The sequence below is a fragment of the Dactylosporangium sp. NPDC051087 genome (genome assembly GCF_055586325.1).
The window spans coordinates 160,307-177,509 of record NZ_JBVJIJ010000013.1 but is presented as its reverse complement, the minus strand read 5'-3'; the positions used below and the strand labels follow the sequence as shown (position 1 = coordinate 177,509).

13 protein-coding genes and 1 pseudogene are annotated in these 17,203 nt (G+C 74.5%); 5 read left to right on the top strand and 9 right to left on the bottom strand.

The window, feature by feature from the left end; all coding sequences use genetic code 11:
• From ACZ6TV_RS25430 to ACZ6TV_RS25420, 3 genes and pseudogenes are all read right to left on the bottom strand, one after another.
• A pseudogene (locus ACZ6TV_RS25430) lies at nucleotides 1-1,691 on the bottom strand (hypothetical protein); the annotation flags it as partial.
• 41 nt (nucleotides 1,692-1,732) lie between these two features.
• The gene (locus ACZ6TV_RS25425; protein WP_465299745.1) at nucleotides 1,733-3,217 is read right to left on the bottom strand and encodes a long-chain-fatty-acid--CoA ligase; all 1,485 of its coding nucleotides are present in this window, start codon (nucleotides 3,215-3,217) and stop codon (nucleotides 1,733-1,735) included.
• Nucleotides 3,214-4,386: an acyl-CoA dehydrogenase family protein gene (locus tag ACZ6TV_RS25420; RefSeq protein ID WP_465299744.1), complete on the bottom strand. Its 1,173-nt coding sequence runs from the start codon at nucleotides 4,384-4,386 to the stop codon at nucleotides 3,214-3,216. The genes ACZ6TV_RS25425 and ACZ6TV_RS25420 overlap by 4 nt, the downstream gene beginning before the upstream one ends.
• A gap of 47 nt (nucleotides 4,387-4,433) precedes the next feature.
• Here ACZ6TV_RS25420 and ACZ6TV_RS25415 point away from each other — a divergent pair, with 47 nt between their 5' ends.
• Complete coding sequence (locus tag ACZ6TV_RS25415; RefSeq protein ID WP_465299743.1) at nucleotides 4,434-5,198, top strand: alpha/beta fold hydrolase; 765 nt, start codon at nucleotides 4,434-4,436, stop codon at nucleotides 5,196-5,198.
• On the opposite strand, the gene ACZ6TV_RS25410 is transcribed toward ACZ6TV_RS25415, so the two are convergent.
• The 3 genes from ACZ6TV_RS25410 to ACZ6TV_RS25400 are packed head-to-tail and all read right to left on the bottom strand — an operon-like array spanning nucleotide 5,176 to nucleotide 7,906.
• Nucleotides 5,176-6,354 (bottom strand): acyl-CoA dehydrogenase family protein, encoded by a 1,179-nt coding sequence (locus ACZ6TV_RS25410; RefSeq protein WP_465299742.1) that lies wholly within the window; start codon nucleotides 6,352-6,354, stop codon nucleotides 5,176-5,178. The two genes, ACZ6TV_RS25415 and ACZ6TV_RS25410, sit on opposite strands and share 23 nt — an antisense overlap.
• Nucleotides 6,354-7,130, bottom strand: coding sequence for an SDR family oxidoreductase (locus ACZ6TV_RS25405; protein WP_465299848.1), 777 nt, complete (start codon nucleotides 7,128-7,130; stop codon nucleotides 6,354-6,356). Before ACZ6TV_RS25405 ends, ACZ6TV_RS25410 begins: the two co-directional genes overlap by 1 nt.
• A gap of 11 nt (nucleotides 7,131-7,141) precedes the next feature.
• The gene (locus ACZ6TV_RS25400) at nucleotides 7,142-7,906 is read right to left on the bottom strand and encodes an SDR family oxidoreductase (RefSeq protein ID WP_465299741.1); all 765 of its coding nucleotides are present in this window, start codon (nucleotides 7,904-7,906) and stop codon (nucleotides 7,142-7,144) included.
• A gap of 81 nt (nucleotides 7,907-7,987) precedes the next feature.
• Between ACZ6TV_RS25400 and ACZ6TV_RS25395 the strand changes: the two genes are divergently transcribed.
• From ACZ6TV_RS25395 to ACZ6TV_RS25385, 3 genes are all read left to right on the top strand, one after another.
• Entirely contained in the window at nucleotides 7,988-8,977 is a 990-nt protein-coding gene (locus ACZ6TV_RS25395; protein ID WP_465299740.1) for a glycosyltransferase, read from the top strand.
• 173 nt (nucleotides 8,978-9,150) lie between these two features.
• On the top strand, nucleotides 9,151-10,524 hold the full coding sequence (locus tag ACZ6TV_RS25390) for a S41 family peptidase (RefSeq protein WP_465299739.1): 1,374 nt from the start codon (nucleotides 9,151-9,153) through the stop codon (nucleotides 10,522-10,524).
• An 80-nt stretch (nucleotides 10,525-10,604) separates the two neighbouring features.
• Nucleotides 10,605-11,477 carry a hypothetical protein gene (locus ACZ6TV_RS25385; protein ID WP_465299738.1) on the top strand — a complete coding sequence of 291 codons (873 nt, stop codon included), beginning with the start codon at nucleotides 10,605-10,607 and terminating at the stop codon, nucleotides 11,475-11,477.
• Between the two features lie 373 nt (nucleotides 11,478-11,850).
• On the opposite strand, the gene ACZ6TV_RS25380 is transcribed toward ACZ6TV_RS25385, so the two are convergent.
• Complete coding sequence (locus tag ACZ6TV_RS25380) at nucleotides 11,851-13,230, bottom strand: S28 family serine protease (protein ID WP_465299737.1); 1,380 nt, start codon at nucleotides 13,228-13,230, stop codon at nucleotides 11,851-11,853.
• 192 nt (nucleotides 13,231-13,422) lie between these two features.
• On the opposite strand from ACZ6TV_RS25380, the gene ACZ6TV_RS25375 reads away from it, so the two are divergent.
• A complete protein-coding gene (locus ACZ6TV_RS25375; protein WP_465299736.1) occupies nucleotides 13,423-13,872 on the top strand; it encodes a hypothetical protein in 450 nt (149 codons plus the stop codon).
• Here the strand turns inward: ACZ6TV_RS25375 and ACZ6TV_RS25370 are convergent.
• Entirely contained in the window at nucleotides 13,855-15,099 is a 1,245-nt protein-coding gene (locus ACZ6TV_RS25370) for a hypothetical protein (protein ID WP_465299735.1), read from the bottom strand. The genes ACZ6TV_RS25375 and ACZ6TV_RS25370 overlap by 18 nt on opposite strands.
• Before the next feature lie 219 nt (nucleotides 15,100-15,318).
• On the bottom strand, nucleotides 15,319-17,202 hold the full coding sequence (locus ACZ6TV_RS25365; RefSeq protein WP_465299734.1) for a carbohydrate-binding domain-containing protein: 1,884 nt from the start codon (nucleotides 17,200-17,202) through the stop codon (nucleotides 15,319-15,321).
• Nucleotide 17,203 lies beyond the last annotated feature (1 nt).

Sequence of the window (17,203 nt, the reverse complement as noted above, 5' to 3'; positions counted from 1 at the left end):
TGCTCCGCCACGCGCTCGGGCCCACGACGCTCCGCCACCCGCTCGGGCCCACGACGCACCGCCACCCGCTCGGGCTCGGGACGGTCCGGGCCGCGCCCGGACCCACGACGCTCCGCCACGCGCTCGGACCCACGACTCCCCGGCCCGGGCTCGGGCCCACGACGCTCCGCCACGCGCTCGGGCTCGGGCCGCTCCGGCCCCGGCTCGGGCCCAGATCGCTCCGGGCCGGGCCTAGTGCAGGAGGGCGGGGTGGCGAGGAGGCGGTGGGCGGCGTGGCGGTCGGCGAGGGTGGCCTCCGCGTAGAGGACCTGGGCGAACAGCGGCGGGACGAAGCGGACCAGGTCGTCGTCGACGTGGATCAGCTCGGCCCGTTCGGCGGGGGTGAGGTCGGTGGCGGGGTGGCCGGCGCGCAGCAGCACGGCGGCCGGGCAGCCGGGTGCGCCGCCGTCCACGTCATGGCCGGCGGTCAGGGCGGCGGTCGCGGCGAGGAGCAGGGCGTCGCGGGCCGGGGCGGGCAGGGAGCGGAGCACGGCGCGGTACTCGCGGCGCAGCGGGCTGTCGCGGGGCAGGGTCACCGGCGGGGCGGCCTGGCCGTGGCGCTGCTCGGCGGTGAGGGCGGCGGCGAGCTCGACGAGGGCGCGCGGGTTGCCGCCCGCCATGCCGGCGAGGACCCCGGCGACGTCGCCGGCGAGGTCGGGCACGACGGCGGTGAGCAGGTCGCGGCTGTCGCGCGGGTCGAGCGGCGCGAGCCTGCGGACCGGCAGGCCGGCGAGGGCCTCCTCGCTGCCCGGGCAGGCGGGCGTGTCGCGCAGCGCGAACAGCATCGCGATCCGGTCGCCGCCGATCCGCCGGGCGGCGAGGGCGAGCGCGTCCAGGGAGGGCCGATCCAGCCACTGCGCGTCGTCGATGCGGCACACCACCGGCCCGTGGGACTTCCGGGCCAGGGCGCGCAGGGCGCCGAGGACGGCGAGCCCCGCGGCGAGCCGGTCCGGCACCGCACCGCCGTGACCGCCGCAGCCGCGACCACCGCAGCCGCCGCCGTGACCGCCTCGGTCGCCGTAGCCGTCGCGGTCGCCGCCGTCGCCGTGACCGCCGCGGTCGCCGTAGCCGCCGCGGTCGCCGCGGTCGCCGTGACCGCCGTGACCGCCGCGGTCGCCGTGACCGCCGCAGCAGCCGTAGCCGCCGTAGCCGCCGTCGAGGGGCAGGTCGTCGGGGTGCGGCAGGAGGCGGTGCAGCGCGGCGTACGGCAGCCCGGTCTCCGCCGGACAGCCGCTCACCGTCAGCTCGACACCGGCGTCCCGCCCCGGACCGGCGCACAGGGTCGCGCCCCGCCCGGCGGTGGCCCGGCCGTTCCGGGGCGGGGCGTCCCGGCCGGTCGCCCCGGCCCCGGAGGCCCCGGACCCGACGCCGCCGGGGCCGGCGGTGGCGCGACCGGTGACGGCGGGCACGGGTCCGGCGGTGGCGCGACCGGTGACGGCGGGCACGGCGTCGCGGCCCGGGACGGGGGTGGTGGGGTCGGTGGTGTCGGGAGGGCCGGCGAGCAGGGCGGTCCTGCCGATGCCGGCCGGGCCGGTGACGACGAGGGCACCGCCGCGGCCGGCCGCGGCGGCGGTGAGCAGGGTGGCGATGGCGGCACGGTCGGCGTCGCGGCCTCGCAACGAAACTTTCTGCACGGTCGATGCACTAACCATGTCGCCAGTGTTACGTGTCGGTAACACCAAATGGAAGGGGTTCAGGGTGACATGACGGTCCTGCGCAGTTCACGCTTCAGCACCTTGTGGCTCGGACCCAGCGGCAGGGCGTCGACGAACCGGACCTGGCGCGGGTACTTGTGCCGCCCGAGACGCTCCTTCGACCAGGCGATGAGCTCAGCCGCCGACGGCGACCCGGACGGCACCACCACCGCGCAGATCTCCTCGCCGTGCACCGGGTCGGGGACGCCGATCACCGCGACCTGCGCGACCCCCGGGTGGCGGGCCAGGACCTCCTCGACCTCCCGGGGGTACACGTTGAAGCCGCCCCGGATCACGAGGTCCTTCTTCCGGTCGACGATCGTGACGAAGCCGTCCGCGTCGATCGTCCCGAGGTCACCGGTGCGGAACCAGCCGTCCACCACCGCGAGCGCGGTGTCCGCGGGGCGGTCCAGGTAGCCGGCGAAGACGTTGTGCCCGCGCACGACGATCTCGCCCAGGACGCCGGGCGCCAGCAGCTCGATCCGCTCGTCCACGGCGGCGTCCGCGACCGCCACCTCGACGCCCCAGACGGGGTGGCCGACGGTGCCGGGGCGGGTGCCGAAGTGCGGCTGGTTGGTGGTGGCGGTCGGGGAGGTCTCGGACAGGCCGTACCCCTCGTAGATCGACGTCGAGAAGGCCGCGTTGAACCGCTCCAGGACCGCGACGGGCAGCGACGCGCCGCCGGAGATGCACAGCCGCAGCCGGGGCAGCTCCCCGGCGCCGGCGGCGGCCTCCAGCAGGGCGAGGTACATGGTGGGCACGCCGTGGAACACGTCGACCTTCTCGCGGACCATCAGCTCCAGCGCCGCCGCGCCGGTGAAGCGGGCCAGCATGACGAGGGTCGCGCCGAGGCGGAAGGTGCCGTTCATGCCGACGGTCTGGCCGAACGTGTGGAACAGGGGCAGGCAGCCGAGCACCACGTCGGTGGGGCGGGCGTCGTTGGCGTCGAACACGTTGACGGTCGCGTTCATGACGAGGTTCAGGTGCGTCAGGACCGCACCCTTGGGCTGTCCCGTGGTGCCGCTGGTGTACAGCACGACCGCCGGGTCGGCCGGGTCCCGCGACTCGTACGAGCGCAGCGGCTCCGCGCGGGACAGCTCGGCGGGCGTGACCGCGGGGACCCCGGCGAGCTCGGCGGCGTCCGAGGCCACGGCGGGGTGGCAGACCAGCAGCCGGGCGCCGCTGTCGCGCAGCGTGTACGCCACCTCCGAGGGCGTCAGCAGCAGGTGGACCGGCACGACGACGGCGCCGAGGGCCAGGATGCCGTAGTAGGCGCGCGGGAAGTCGGCCGTGTTCGGGCACTGCAGCGCGACCCGGTCGCCGGGGCGCACCCCGAGCCCGCGCAGGGCGCCGGCGACGACGAGCGCCTCGTGCCACAGGTCGGCGTAGCTGATCCGCGAGGCGCCGTCCACGACCGCGGTCCGCCGGGGGTACCGGCGCGCGGACTCGGCAAGGATGGCAGCGACGGACAGGGTGGCGGTCACGCGAGGTGCCCGCCGATCTGGGTGTAGCCGCGCAGCAGGTCCCGCGCGATGATCATGCGCTGCATCTCGTCGGTGCCCTCGAAGATGCGCAGCAGGCGCACGGAGCGGTACCAGCGCTCGATCGGCAGCTCACGGGTGTACCCCATGCCGCCGTGGATCTGCATGACCCGGTCGACGACGGCGTTGACCATGTTCGCGCCGTAGAGCTTGGCCATCGACGACGTGTGCCGCGGGTCCAGCCCCTGGTCGACGGTCCACGCCGCGCGCAGCACCAGCCAGCGGGCGGCCTCCAGCTCGACCTCGGAGTCCGCGATCATCCACTGGATGGCCTGGTTCTGCCCGATCGGGCGGCCGAAGGTGTGCCGGGTGTTGGCGTGCTCGATCGCCATGCGCAGCGCGCGTTCCGCGATGCCCAGCGCGTGCGACGGGATGATGTAGCGGCCCTTGCCGATCCAGCGCATCGCGAGGTCGAAGCCCTGGCCGATCTCGCCGAGGACGTTGCGGGCGGGCACGCGGACGTCGTCGAAGATCAGCGACGCGGGACCGCCCTCGCCCATGGTCTGGATGAACTCCGAGCGCCAGCCCATCGCCCGGTCGACGAGGAACGCGGTCGCACCCCCGTCGCGGACGTCCTTGTCCTTGTCGGTGACGGCGATGACGATGGTGAAGTCGGCGTCGTTGCCGTTGGTGATGAACGTCTTCTCCCCCGACAGCAGCCAGTCGCCGCCGTCGCGGCGGGCGCCGAAGGAGATGTTCGCGGCGTCGGAGCCGGCGCCCGGTTCGGTGATCGCGAAGCAGGAGATCCGCTCGCCCTCGATGGTGGGCACGAGGTACTCGCGGCGCTGCTCGTCGTCGGCGAAGTAGAGGATGTTGTCGGCCTCGCCGCCGAAGCGGAACGGCACGAACGAGCGGCCGACCTCGGTCCACACCAGGGACTGCAGGACCGCGGGGAGGTCCATGCCGCCGTACTCCTCGGGAGTGGACAGGCCCCAGAAGCCGAACTGCTTCGCCTTGAGCTGGAGCTCGCGCAGCTCGTCGCGGGACAGGCCCGGCCCGTGCGCGCGCTCGCGGCGCAGCACCTCCTGCTCGAGGGGCTCGACCTCCTTGCGGATGAAGGTCCGGGCGGTGTCCCGGATCGCCTTCTCCTCGTCACTGAGCGAGAAATCCATCTCGTTCCTCTCCTATTTGCACTTCGAGTGCACTAATCTTCGCCGACATGGACCAGTTCACTTCGTTCGACGGTGCCGGGATCGCCTACCAGGTCTGGGGCGAGCCGACCCGGCTGCCGCCGGTCGTGCTGCACCACGGGTTCGTCGTCGACGCCACCACCAACTTCGTCGCCCCCGGCGTCGTCGACGCGCTCGTCGCGGCGGGCCGGCAGGTCGTCGCCCCGGACGCGCGCGGGCACGGCGCCTCGGACAAGCCGCACGACGCGGCGCGGTACGGCGAGCCGGCCATGGCCCGCGACCTCGGCCGCCTCCTCGACACCCTCAATCTGTCCACTGTGGACCTGGTCGGGTACTCGATGGGCGCGGTGGTGTCCGCCATCTTCGCCGCCGGCGACCCGCGGGTGCGCCGCCTCGTCCTGTCGGGGGTCGGCGCCGCGGTCGTCGAGCTCGGCGGCCTCGACACCCGGGTCATGCCGCCGGCGGAGGTCGCCGCGGTGCTGCTCACGTCGTCGCCGGCGGCGGTCGAGGCGTCACCGGCCGCGGCGTTCCGGCTGCTCGCCGACGCGGTCGGCGCCGACCGGGCCGCCCTGGCCGCGCAGGTGCACGCCGCGCACAGCTCGCCGATCGCACTGGACCGGATCACCGCGCCGACGCTCGTCCTGGTCGGGCAGGACGACGTCCTGGCGGCCCGGCCGGAGGTCCTCGCGGCCGCGATCCCCGGGGCGAGGTGGCGGGTGGTGAGCGGCGACCACATGACCGCGCTGCGCTCCCCCGCGTACGCGCCGGCGCTCATCGAGTTCCTGCGGGGCTGAACCGGCGCAGCTCACGCCGGGCGAGGGACCGCCGGTGCACCTCGTCGGGGCCGTCGGCGATGCGGATCGTGCGGGCCCTCGACCACAGCCCGGCCAGCGGCGTGTCCTGGCTGACGCCGGCGGCCCCGTGCGCCTGGATCGCCTTGTCGACGATCCATTCCACTGTGGACGGCACCGCGATCTTGATCGCCTGGATCTCCGTGTGGGCGCCCTGGTTGCCGGCGGTGTCCATCAGCCACGCGGTCTTGAGCACGAGCAGCCGCGCCTGCTCGATCCGCACCCGGGACTCGGCGATCCAGTCCTGCACGACACCCTGCTCGGCGAGGGGACGGCCGAACGCGACCCGGCCGGCGACCCGCCGGCACATGAGCTCCAGGGCGCGTTCGGCCATGCCGATGAGCCGCATGCAGTGGTGGATGCGGCCGGGGCCGAGCCGGGCCTGGGCGATCGCGAACCCGTCGCCCTCCCCGCCGATGAGGTTGCCGGCCGGGACGCGCACGCCGTCGAACGCGATCTCGGCGTGGCCGCCGTGGTCGCTGTCGTCGTAGCCGAACGTGTGCAGGCCGCGCAGGACGGTGACGCCGGGGGTGTCGCGCGGCACGAGGATCATGCTCTGCTGCCGGTGCCGGGGCGCGCCGGGGTCGGTCCGGCCCATCACGACGAGGATCTCGCAGTGCGGGCTCATGGCGCCGGTGGCGAACCATTTCCGGCCGCTGATGACGTACTGGTCGCCGTCGCGCTCGATGCGGGTGGCGATGTTGGTCGCGTCCGACGAGGCGACGTCGGGCTCGGTCATCGCGAAGGCACTGCGGATCCTGGCGTCCAGCAAGGGTTCCAGCCATCGTTCGCGCTGCTGCGGGGTACCGAACGCGGCGAGCAGCTCCATGTTGCCGGTGTCGGGGGCGGCGCAGTTGAGGGCGGCGGGCGCCAGCGACGGGCTGCGGCCCATGATCTCGGCGAGGGGCGCGTACTGCAGGTTCGTCAGCCCGGGGCCGTGCTCGCCGGTCAGGAACAGGTTCCACAGCCCCAGGTCCCGCGCCGTGCGTCGCAACGCGCCGAGGTCAGGTGCCCGCTCGGCCGGGTACACGTGCTCGTCCATGAAGGCGAGGAGGCGTTCGCGGTACGCCTCGGTCACCGCGTCGAACTGGAAGTCCATCACAACCGTCCCTGGTCGAGCTTCTGCTGGAGCCGGTTCATGCTGTTGAGCCACCGGTCGGGGTCCTCGGCGCGGCGGGTGTAGTAGGTGGCGACCTCGGGGTGCGGCAGGATCAGGAACCGGTCGCCGGCGAGCCCTTCGACGACGTGGTCCGCGACCCGCTCGGGGGTGAGGGCGGTGCGGTCGAGCAGGCCCCGGCTGGGTCCCTCGCCGCGGGCGAGCATCGGCGTCTGGACCCCTTGCGGGCACAGCGCCTGCACGACGATGCCGCGGTGGGCGTACGTGCAGCGCAGCCACTCCGCGTAGGCGAACGCGGCGTGCTTGGTCACCGCGTAGGGTGCCTTGCCCAGCAGCGTCAGCATGCCGGCGGCGGAGACGGTGGCCAGCAGCCGGCCCTGGCCCTTGGCGAGCCAGCGCGGCAGGAGCGCCCGGGACGCGTAGACGTGCGCCATGACGTTGACCTGCCACGCCTGCTGCCACGCCGCGTCGGGGGCGGTCGCGTCACCGCCCGGCGCGACACCGGCGTTGGCGCAGAACAGGTCCAGGGCGCCGAGCTTGTCCCAGGCGAAGTCGACGAGCCGGTCGACCTCGTCGGGGTCGGCGACGTCGCCGGAGAACGCGAGGCCGTCGATCTCGTAGGCGACGCGGCGGGCGGCGGCGGTGTCGAGGTCGTTGACGACGACCTGCGCGCCGAGCCCGGCGAACCGGCGGGCGAGGGCCGCGCCGATCCCCGAGCCGCCGCCGGTGATGACCACGGCGGCGCCGTTGAGCTGCAGTCCCGCGGCCGTCATCCGGCCCTCCGGGCGAGCGTGACGCCACCGTCGACGACGAGGGTCTGGCCGGTGATCCAGCTCGCCTCGTCGGAGGCGAGGAACGCGGCGGCGCCCGCCACGTCCTGCGGCACGCCGAGCCGGCCCATCGGGTAGAGCGCGGCCACGTCCTCCTCGCGCCCCTCGTACAGGGCGGCGGCGAAGCGGGTCTTCACCACGGCCGGGGCGACCGCGTTGACCCGGACGGCCGGCGCGAGCTCGGCGGCCAGGCACGACGTGAGGTGGTTGAGGGCGGCCTTGGTGACGCCGTAGAAGGCGATGCCGGCCGGCGGGTGGAACGCCGACACCGACGACACGTTGACGACCGCGCCGCCCCTGCCCGGCGCTCCGCGGAAGACCTCCTGCACCCAGCCGAGGGTGCTGAGCACGTTCACCTCGAAGATCTTGCGGGCGGCGTCGAGGTCGAGCTCCAGCAGCGGGCCGTACACGGGATTGATACCGGTGTTGTTGACCAGGACGTCCGGCGGCCCGAACAGGTCCGCCACCCGGCGGACGGCGTCGGCGCGGTGCTCAGGGTCGTCGGCCCGGCCGGCGACGGCGACGGCGTTGACCGGCCCGCCGAGCGCGGCGACCGCCTCCTCCAGGGCGTCGGGCTTGCGTGCGGTGACGCACACCTTCGCGCCCTCCTCCACGAACCGTTTGGCGATGCCGAAGCCGATGCCCCGGCTCGCCCCGGTGATGACGGCGACCCGACCGGCGAGCCTGCCTTCCTGCGCGCTCATACAGCTCCTTCATCCGGCGGGGAGTATATGCACTTGGAGTGTATGTTTTTCGGCGCGGCCGTCAACTGGCAAGCTGGGCCGGTGCGCGTGCTGTTCGCCGGCCTCGGCTCGCCCGGCCACACCTATCCCCTGGTCCCCCTCGCGGCCGCCTGCCGCGAAGCCGGCCACGAGGTGCACTTCGCCGCCGGCGAAGCCGTGCACCCCGCCCTCGACGCGCACGGGCTCCGCCCGTTCCGGCCCGCCGACGCCTTCTACGAGATCTACGCCGAGGACCTCGCGCCCGAACTCGACCGCCTGCGCCCCGACCTCGTCGTGCACGGCTGGGGCGTGCCCGGTGCGGCCGCGGCGGCGTACCGGGCCGGCATTCCCGGACTGTGGCACGGCTTCGGCCGCATGTTCCCCGACGGCATCGGCCTGCGGATCCCGACCCTGGTCGACGAGGCGCCCGGCCGTCCGCACCTCGACATCTGCCCGCCCTCACTGCAGGACGAGGACTTCCTGGCGACAGCCGACCGGATCGCGCTGCGGCCGGTGATGTACGCCCAGCCGTCCCCCGCCTTCACCCGCCCGGCGGGCACCCTGGCGTACCTGACGCTGGGCACCGCGTTCGGCACCGCGGACCTGCTCACCACCGCGATCCAAGGACTGACCAGGCTCGGGCTCACCGTGATCGTCGCCGCCGGCCGCGTCCCCCCGCACGAACTCGGCACCCTGCCCGCCGGCGTCACCGTGCAGCCATGGGTGGACCAGGCCACGGTCCTGCCGCACGCGGACGTCGTGGTGCACCACGGCGGCAGCGGCACGACCCTGGGCGCGCTGGCCTCGGGCGTACCGCAGCTGCTCCTGCCACAGGGCGCCGACCAGCACGCCAACGCGGCCGCCGTCACCGCCCGCGGCGCGGGCCTGCGGCTGGCGCCGGACGAGCTGACCGCCGACGCGGTCACCGACGAGGTCCTGACCCTGCTGTCCGGGCAGGCCGGCCACCGCGACGCGGCACGGGTGCTCGCCGGGGAGATCGCCCGGATGCCGTCGCCCACCGAGGTCGCCGGCCGGCTTCCGGGTTTTGTCTGACCGCTGTGCGATACTCACGCTGGTTGTTGTTCAGGTTCTGCTTTTCGAGGAGGTGACGCCGTGGCCCGCATCCATGACCGCCCAGGTGTCACCTCGCGCCGCTGACCGTTCGCGGCGTCGCTCGCGCCTGGGCCCGCTCGGACCAGTGACCTGAGTGCGAAAGGCACAACCACATGCATCAGCTGCTGCACGACATGCTCGACCTCATCCGCAAGCACTACGTCTTCCCGGCCGTCGCCGCCGAGGTCGCGACAGCGATCGAACGCCGCGCCGCCGCCGGCGAGTTCGACGACCTCGACAACCTCGGCAACCTCGACGAGGCCGGCAACCTCGACGGCCTCGGCAACCCTGGCAACGTCGACACCTCCGGCAGCCCCGACCGCCCTGGCGACGCCGACGGCCGCGAGCACCTCGCCAACGCCGACAGCCGCGAGCACCTCGACGCCCCCGGCAGGTCCGGCCGCGACCACTCCGACAACGCCAGCAGCCCACCCGACCCGGGCAACACCGGCAGCCCCGGCAGCCCCGGCAACGCCGACGGGCTCGACGCCACCGACGCTTACTGCCCTGGCGACTCGGATGCGCCCGACGCGCCCGACGCGCGCGACCCCTTCGGCGGCGCCGGGCGTGACGGCTTCGACAGTGTCAGCGATCCTCACGGCACCGGCGATCCCAGCGGCACCGACCGTTTCGGCGATATCGGCGATGCCGGCAGCGGCTTTGACGTCGAGGGGTTCGCGGCGCGGGTCACGGCGGTGTTCCACGAGGTCAGTGGCGACAGGCATCTGCGGCTGCTCGTCCGATCCCCCGACCACCGCGCCGCGGTCACGCCCGAGGAGGCCGAGGCCGCCTGGCTGGAGGCGCAGCGACTCGGCAACCATCACATCGCCGCGGTGCAGCGGCTTGACGGCAACGTCGGGTACGTCGACCTGCGCGGCGTGGCGTCACCCGGCACGGGCGGCCCCGCCATCGCCGCGGCGATGCGGCTCGTCGCGCACACCGGTGCCCTCATCTTCGACCTGCGCCGGAACAAGGGCGGCGACCCCGACGGCGTCCAGTTGTGGCACAGCTACCTGTTCCCCGACTCCGACACCCACCTCAACGACATCTACGACGGCCGCACCGGCACGACCAGGCAGTTCTGGACGCTCGCGTACGTGCCGGGCCCACGCTACCTGGACCGTCCCGTGTACGTGCTGACCAGCGACTTCACCTTCTCCGCCGGTGAGGAGTTCGCCTACAACCTGCAGGCGCTGCGCCGGGCCACCCTCGTCGGCGAGGTGACCCGCGGCGGCGCCCACCCGACCGACCGCTTCCCCCTCTCGGCGACCCTGGAGGTCGCGGTGCCGATCGCCCGCTCGATCAACCCGGTCACCGGCACCAACTGGGAGGGCACCGGCGTCACCCCCGACGTCACCGTCCCGGCCGGTGACGCGCTGCGGGTCGCGCACCGCGCGGCGCTCGAACACGTCCTGACCACTCCGACCTCCTACGCCGTGCTCGCCGAGGCCCGGGAGGCCCTCGCGGATTTCTCATCGAACTCTTAGTCACGCGGACCGGACCTCTTAGGTGCGGGGCAGATGCTGGCGGCGTCGACCCCGACATCGCCCCGCACCGGAGGTCTCCGATGAGCGACACGAAGCCTTTGCCCGACGATCCGGACCGGCCCGCCGCCGACCCGACCCGGGACGCCCCGACGGTGCACACCCCGGCCCACGACACCGCAGCCCACGGCGGCCCGGCACAGGGCGGCCCGGCACAGGGCGGCCCGGCACAGGGCGGCCCGGCACAGAGCGGCCCGGCACAGAGCGGCCCGGCACAGAGCGGCCCGGCACAGAGCGGCCCGGCACAGAGCGGCCCGGCACAGAGCGGCCCGGCACAAACCGGCGCGGCGGAAGGCGACTCGCAGGCCGCCCCCGCGCAGGCCGCCCCCGCGCAGGCCGCCCCCGCGCAGGCCGCCCCCGCGCAGGGTGCCCCCGCGCAGGGTGCCCCCGCGCAGGGCGGCACGGCGCAAGCCGGCCCGGCGCAGGGCGATCCGGCGCAAGGTGGCCCGGCACACGGCGGTCCCGGTGAGCCGGTGTGGGCCGCGCCGCCTCCCCCGTCAGCGGGCCCGGGCGCGACGACCCCGGCGGCGTACGCCGCACCTCCCCCGGCAGCGCCGGGTGGGATCCGGACGGCCGGTGGGCGTCTGCGGGACTCCCGGGTCGGTGTCCCACTGCTCGTCGGCATCATCGGCCTGGTGCTGGGCTGCTGTCTCGGCGCGGGCGTGGTCGCCGTCGGGGCCGCGCTGTTCAGCGACGGTCACCGCGGCGACGACCGCGGCCGGATCACCCGCGACGAACGCCCTGGCCGCTACGGCGGACCCGGAGCCCCAGGCGTCCCCGGCCGTGACGGTGAGCCTCGCAAGGTCCGCCCCGGCCAGGACGGCAACCGCGGCCCCGGCCCGGTCACCACGCCCACCGCCCCGACGACCGCGGCACCCTCACCGTCCGCGTCCTGAGGCCCGCCGCACACCGGCACCGCGTCCCGAGGTCCGCCGCACGCCGGCACCGCGACCTCAGGCCGCCACGACCGCAAGCCCCGACAACCGTGGGCCGCCTCGTCCTGGCCGGCATGCGCCCGCAGACGCGCGGACCAGGCCGTCCCGTCCAGGCCGGCCCGACCCGCAGACCTCGCAGCCCAAGACCGCTTCGTCATGGTCGTCGTCGCGGTCCTGATCCCCGCCCCAGGAAGGCCCCGCTCCCCAACTGCCCCCGGGGAGCGGGGCGTCTGCCGCATCCCCGTCATGCCCGCGACGGTACCGGCCGGGTACGACACTTCCCGGCGCACGACGCGGGGCCCGCCCCGCCGGACGCGGGGCGGTCATGGAGCTGTCACCGCAGGGCGAAACGGCGGTCCAGGGCCGGGTCACGGTCGTCGAGGGACGGGATGTGGGACGGAGCCCCGGTGAGGGACGCGGCCGTGGTGACGCCGGCCCAGCGCTGGACGGCGGCCGTCGCGGTCGCGGCCTCCGCCGGGGTCAGCTTGGCGATGTTCGCGCCGTGGTTGGCGCCGGCCGCCGTGTACGACAGGGAGTCCTTCGTGCCCGGACCGAGGCGGAAGGGTTCGGCGCCCCAGGGGTCGTTCTGGCCGTACACGAACAAGAGACGGCGGCCGAAGAGCTTCACCCACACGTCGACGTCGTCCATGGCGAGCGGCTGGAAGTGCGGGACGATGTCGCGGGGGATGTAGGACTGCGCGCGGTCCTGGCCGCGGTAGTGCTGCAGGCCGGCCAGGTGCGGCAGCGCGACGTCCGGGTAGCCGAGCTGGTAGGAGGCCTGGAAGTAGTACGGGATGTAGGGGCCGACGCCCTGGTCGGTGTTGGAGTCGATGCCGTAGATCTCGTCGAGCCAGGCCCAGAGGTCGTCGCTGGACGCGGTCGCCGGTGGCACGGTGGCGCAGTCGCTCGCCAGGCTGTACTGCCAGAACGCCCACGTCGTGCCGTTGACCATGAACTCGAAGGCGCGGTCGGCGCTGCCGATGGTGGTGAACGTGCGGGCGTTCGCCGCGGCCCACGCCTCGTAGCGGGCGACGAGCTCGCCGCGCCGGCGCAGCGCCTCGACCTGGACCGCGTCGAGGGCGGCCCGGCACTGCGCGGTGCCGACCTTCGTGAAGAACCGGTCGTACGCGGAGTCCTCGCTGTTGACGACGTCCTGCGGGGCGACGTAGGCGATCGTGCCGTCCACGTCGGACGGGTAGAAACGGCGGTGGTAGATCGAGGTCATGCCGCCCTTGCTCGCGCCGGTCGACAGCCATTTCTTCGCGTAGATCGGTTTCAGCGCCGCGACGATGCGGTGGTGGTCGCTGGCGGCCTGCCAGATGGTGAGCTTCGACCAGTCCGCCGGGTCGGGTCGTGACGGGGTGAAGAAGCGCTGCTCGACGGAGAGCTGGTTGCCGTCCACGAGCCGGGTCGGCTCCGAGCGGAACGCGTACGCGGGCACGTTGTAGCCGGTGGTGTGCAGCACCGTCGGCCGGTCGGTGCCCCGGTGCAGGATCGTGAACCGCTGCTGGAACGTGCCGGCGGCGGGCCGCAGGTGGTCGACCGGCTGCGTGATGCTCAGGACGAAGAACCGGTACGGCGCCTCGACCGGCTGCTCCTCCAGGACGGTCACGCCCGGGGCCGCCTCGAGCTGGTCGCGGATGTCCGCCACGGCCGCCGCGGCGGCGGGGGCGCCGACGCCGGCGGCGCCGATCAGACCGGTCAGGAGCGTCATCGACATCAGTGCACGCCTGAAGCGCGTCATACCGTGTCTCCTATCGACGATTTCGGATGCGTCGATGTACGCTACCGACGGCCGGGCCCTCCCCTGCCCTCGTCATGGCCCTCGCCCTGTCGGGTTCCGGTCCCCCGCACGCCCGTAGTTCTACGGATCCGGCGGTGGTGCGGCGGCGCCGATGATGGCGGCATGAGCACCAGACACGCAGGAAACGTCAAGCGGCGCGTGGCGCTGCTGACCGGGATCGTGGCCGCCGCCGGGCTCCTCACCGGGTCGTCGGCGGCGGCGCAGATGGAGGTGACCTGCTCCGTGAACGCGGCCGGGACGCGGGTCTGCGCCGCGCCCCTCGCGGCGCAGGGCCGCTATCCGCTGCACGAGATCTTCCACGCCGACGGCACGAAGGTCGGCGAGATCTTCGTGGCCCGCAAGCCCGGAGCGTCGGTCTACGTCGAGCACTGGGTCATGTACCCCGGGTACGAGTACCCGGACAGGATCCGGCCCGCGGCGGTGCAGCGGTACCGCGGCGAGCAGGACTTCCTCGATCACGTGCCGTTCGGGGCCGGCTACCGCTACGTGCGGTGGGACGTCGTGGAGCGCGGCACGATCCCCGGCCGGAGCCGGTCAGATCTCGGCGGATGAGCGGTCGCGCAGGCCGTTGCGGGCGGCGACCGGGTTCCAGACGGCCAGGAAGCGGGTCTTGGCGTCGCTCGCCAGCCGCGACTGGCGCTGCGCCTCCTGGTAGTCGGCGCGGCCGCCGCCGTCGCAGCCGCTGTCCTGCACGGCCTGCCCCCACAGCACGAATCCGCGGTCGGCGGCCAGGGAGTACCGCAGTGCCTCGCTGAGCAGGGTCCGGACCTGTTCGCCCTCGGGCAGCGCGGACAGGTCGAACGCGGCGACGCCGTCCAGCTGCGCCTGCCGCTCTGCGCCGACCGTGCGCAGGTCGCCGATCGCCTGCTCGATGGACGTGCAGTCGCTGACCCGCGCGATGGCGGCGTTGAGTCTGGTACGGCTGGCGACGCTGGCGTCGAGCACCCCGTCGACGGCGGCGGCCTGCGCCCTCGGGTCGGCCTGCGCCCCGGCCGGCACCCCGCTCGGCGGCAAGGCCGGCGCCGAGGCCTGGCCGGACACCTGGCCCGCCGCCCGCTGGTCCGGCTGGCCGGGCTGGGTGTTCCAGCCGACGCGGGCGGTCGTCTCGGCGGCCGCGGGGGTGAACTTCGGGCCGCCGGTCATCCGCACCACCGCGATGACGGTGCTGGCGACGACGAGCACCACGACGATCACCGTGAGCGGCACGACCACCCGCGGCCGCTGCCGGGCGGCGGCCGGCGAGCGGGAGCCGGGCGGCGCGGGCACCCGCACGGCGGAGACCGGCGGCCCGGAGGTGGGTGCGCCGGAGACCGGCGGCCACGCGCCGGGCGTTCCCGGGACCGGCGGCCCGGAGGTGGGCGCGTCCACGACCGGCGGCCAGGACACCGGCGGCCACGACGAGTACGGCGGCGGGAACGGCGGCGGACCCGCACCGGGCGGCCCGGGAACCGCGTGCACGTCGTACGCGGCGACGACCGGCTGCTCGCCATACCCGGCGACGGCCGGCAGACGCGGAACCGCGTGCATGTCATACGCGGCGACGACCGGCGGACCGGGGACCGGGTGCTCGCCATACGCGGCGACGACCGGCGGACCCGGGTGCTCGTCGTAGGTGGCGACCCGCGGTCCGGGGATGGGCGGCACGGCGGCGGCCGGGCCCGGACCGGTCTCGTCGTCGGGTGCCGGGTTGGGCGGCGGAGGGCGCATCGCGAAGCCGCAGTTGGCGCATCGGATCGCGGCGGCGTCATTGCCCGGAAAGGCGCAGATCGGGCACGTCATGCACCGAGCGTATTCACGTGGACACGCCCGCCGGCACCTCCGTCGGGGCCGACTCCGATGCCGACGGGCGGGCCCGGGTGACCGTCAGGATGCACCCGATCGTGTCACCCACCCGGAAGCCACCCGGAAGGCATCAGCAAGACACGACAGGCACGGAAGGGGTGAGCAGCGGCGGAGGCCCCGGGCGCGTCCTGCGAACCGGACGCGCCCGGGGAGGTGCTACCGGCCGCCGCCCATCCCGCCGCCGGCCGGCGCCTGACCGGCGGTGACCGTCACCGCGAGGGCCGCCGAGCCGAGGCTGCCGCCCGCCGCGAGCCCGCCGGTGCTGCCGCCGCTCGCCGTCCCGCCGGTGTAGACCTTGTACTGCGCGCCGCTGGTGATCGCCGGCGAGGAGTACACGAGGTTCTGGGTCGCCTTCGACGTCACGAACGTGGCGACGACCTTGCCGGAGCCGTCGACGATCTGGACGGTGGTGCCGGCGGCGAGGGTGCCGGTGAAGGTCGCCGACAGCCAGCCCTGCGCCGAGTCCGTGTCCGGCGCGACGACCATCCCGGAGCTGCCCGCCGCGGCGAGGACCCCGCCGCTGACGGTGAACGCGCCGTTGACGTCGAGGGCGCCGTTGTTGCGCTGGGTGGGCCCGTTCACGACGACGGTGCCGCCGGTCATGGTCGCGGTGCCGTTGGAGTCGAACCCGTCCCCGCCGGCGTCGATGACGAGCGTCCCGCCGGTGACGGTGACCGTGAAGTCGCCGACCGCCTCACCGCCACCACCACCGCCGAAGCCACCGCCGCCGCCACCGAAGCCACCGCCGCCGCGGCCACCGTCCATCCCGCCGGTGCCCGTACCGGAGCCGCCGGAGCCGCCGCCGGAGCCGGAACCGGTGCCCGTCGAGGCCGACGTGGAGCCGCCCGCGGCGTTCAGCCCGTCGTCGCTGGAGACGACCGAGATGTCGCCGCCGTTGACGGTGATGTGCGCCGACTCGAGACCCTCGTAGGACCTGGCGACCTTCACCGTCCCCTTGTCGATGACCAGCGCGGTCCCGCCGTGCACGCCGTCGTCGCCGGAGGACAGCGTGAGCGTCGCGCCGGCGAGGTGCACGGCGCCGTCGCTGTGCACGGCGTCGTCGGCGGCGTCGACCGTGGCGATGCCGCCCTCAAGGACGCTGATCACCCCGGACTTGAGCCCCTTCGTGGAGGTGTCGCCGGTCTTGGCGGTGCTGCCGCCGCCCGCGGTGACCGTGATCGTGCCGCCGGTCTGCACCAGGTCGGTGGCCGCGTCCACGCCGTCGCCGCCGGCCGTGATCCGCAGCGTGCCGCCGCTGACGGCGACGTAGCCGGCGTCGGCCTTCTCCGTGTTGTCGGCCTTGAGCCCGTCGCCGCCGGACGTGACGGTGACGGTGCCGCCGGTGACGACGAGGTAGTCCTTGCCGCGGATGCCGTCGTCCACGGCGTCGACGGTGATCGTGCCGCCCGCGACGACCAGGCCGTCCTTGCCGGCGATCGCGTCGTTGCCGTTGCCGTGCACGGTGAGCGCGCCGGAGCCGGCGATCGTCAGGTCGGCGGCGCTGTACAGGGCGGCGTTGACGGCCGCGTCCGCCGCGTACGCCTTGGTGTCCGACAGCGTGTTGCTGCTGCCGTCGGCGAGGATGACGACCACCTGCTCGGCCGCGGTGGCCGCGATCGCCGCGCCGGTGGAGCTGCTGACGTTCGCCCCGTCCAGGACGAGCTTGACGGTCGCGCCGGCGGCGTCCACGACGATCTGCCCGTCGCTCAGCGTGCCCGTGACCCGGTAGGTGCCGGCGGCGGAGATGGTGACCTTGCCGCCGCTGACGGTGACGCCTTTGCCCGACGGTACCGACGCCGAAGACCCGGACAGGGAGATCGTCACGGCGTCCGAAGCGCTCCACGTGGTGCCGGCCTCGTGCACCGCGGTATCGGCGGCCAGCACGGCGGCGGCGCTGAGGGTGGCGTCGGCGACGACCGCCGCGCTGGAGGAGGCGGCGGAGGCGGAGGAGGAGCCGCTGGAGGTGCCGCAGCCGGTGAGCGCAGCGGCGGCGAGGACGGTGGAGGTGACGGCGGCGAGCAGGCGGGCACGGATGCGCATC

Excerpts from the sequence above, each read along its gene's own strand:
- ACZ6TV_RS25380 (WP_465299737.1), bottom strand. The coding sequence starts at position 13,230 with ATGACGCTCCTGACCGGTCTGATCGGCGCCGCCGGCGTCGGCGCCCCC.
- ACZ6TV_RS25415 (WP_465299743.1), top strand. The coding sequence starts at position 4,434 with ATGGACCAGTTCACTTCGTTCGACGGTGCCGGGATCGCCTACCAGGTC.
- ACZ6TV_RS25410 (WP_465299742.1), bottom strand. The coding sequence starts at position 6,354 with ATGGACTTCCAGTTCGACGCGGTGACCGAGGCGTACCGCGAACGCCTC.
- ACZ6TV_RS25390 (WP_465299739.1), top strand. The coding sequence starts at position 9,151 with ATGCATCAGCTGCTGCACGACATGCTCGACCTCATCCGCAAGCACTAC.
- ACZ6TV_RS25375 (WP_465299736.1), top strand. The coding sequence starts at position 13,423 with ATGAGCACCAGACACGCAGGAAACGTCAAGCGGCGCGTGGCGCTGCTG.
- ACZ6TV_RS25385 (WP_465299738.1), top strand. The coding sequence starts at position 10,605 with ATGAGCGACACGAAGCCTTTGCCCGACGATCCGGACCGGCCCGCCGCC.
- ACZ6TV_RS25420 (WP_465299744.1), bottom strand. The coding sequence starts at position 4,386 with ATGGATTTCTCGCTCAGTGACGAGGAGAAGGCGATCCGGGACACCGCC.
- ACZ6TV_RS25370 (WP_465299735.1), bottom strand. The coding sequence starts at position 15,099 with ATGACGTGCCCGATCTGCGCCTTTCCGGGCAATGACGCCGCCGCGATC.
- ACZ6TV_RS25365 (WP_465299734.1), bottom strand. The coding sequence starts at position 17,202 with ATGCGCATCCGTGCCCGCCTGCTCGCCGCCGTCACCTCCACCGTCCTC.
- ACZ6TV_RS25400 (WP_465299741.1), bottom strand. The coding sequence starts at position 7,906 with ATGAGCGCGCAGGAAGGCAGGCTCGCCGGTCGGGTCGCCGTCATCACC.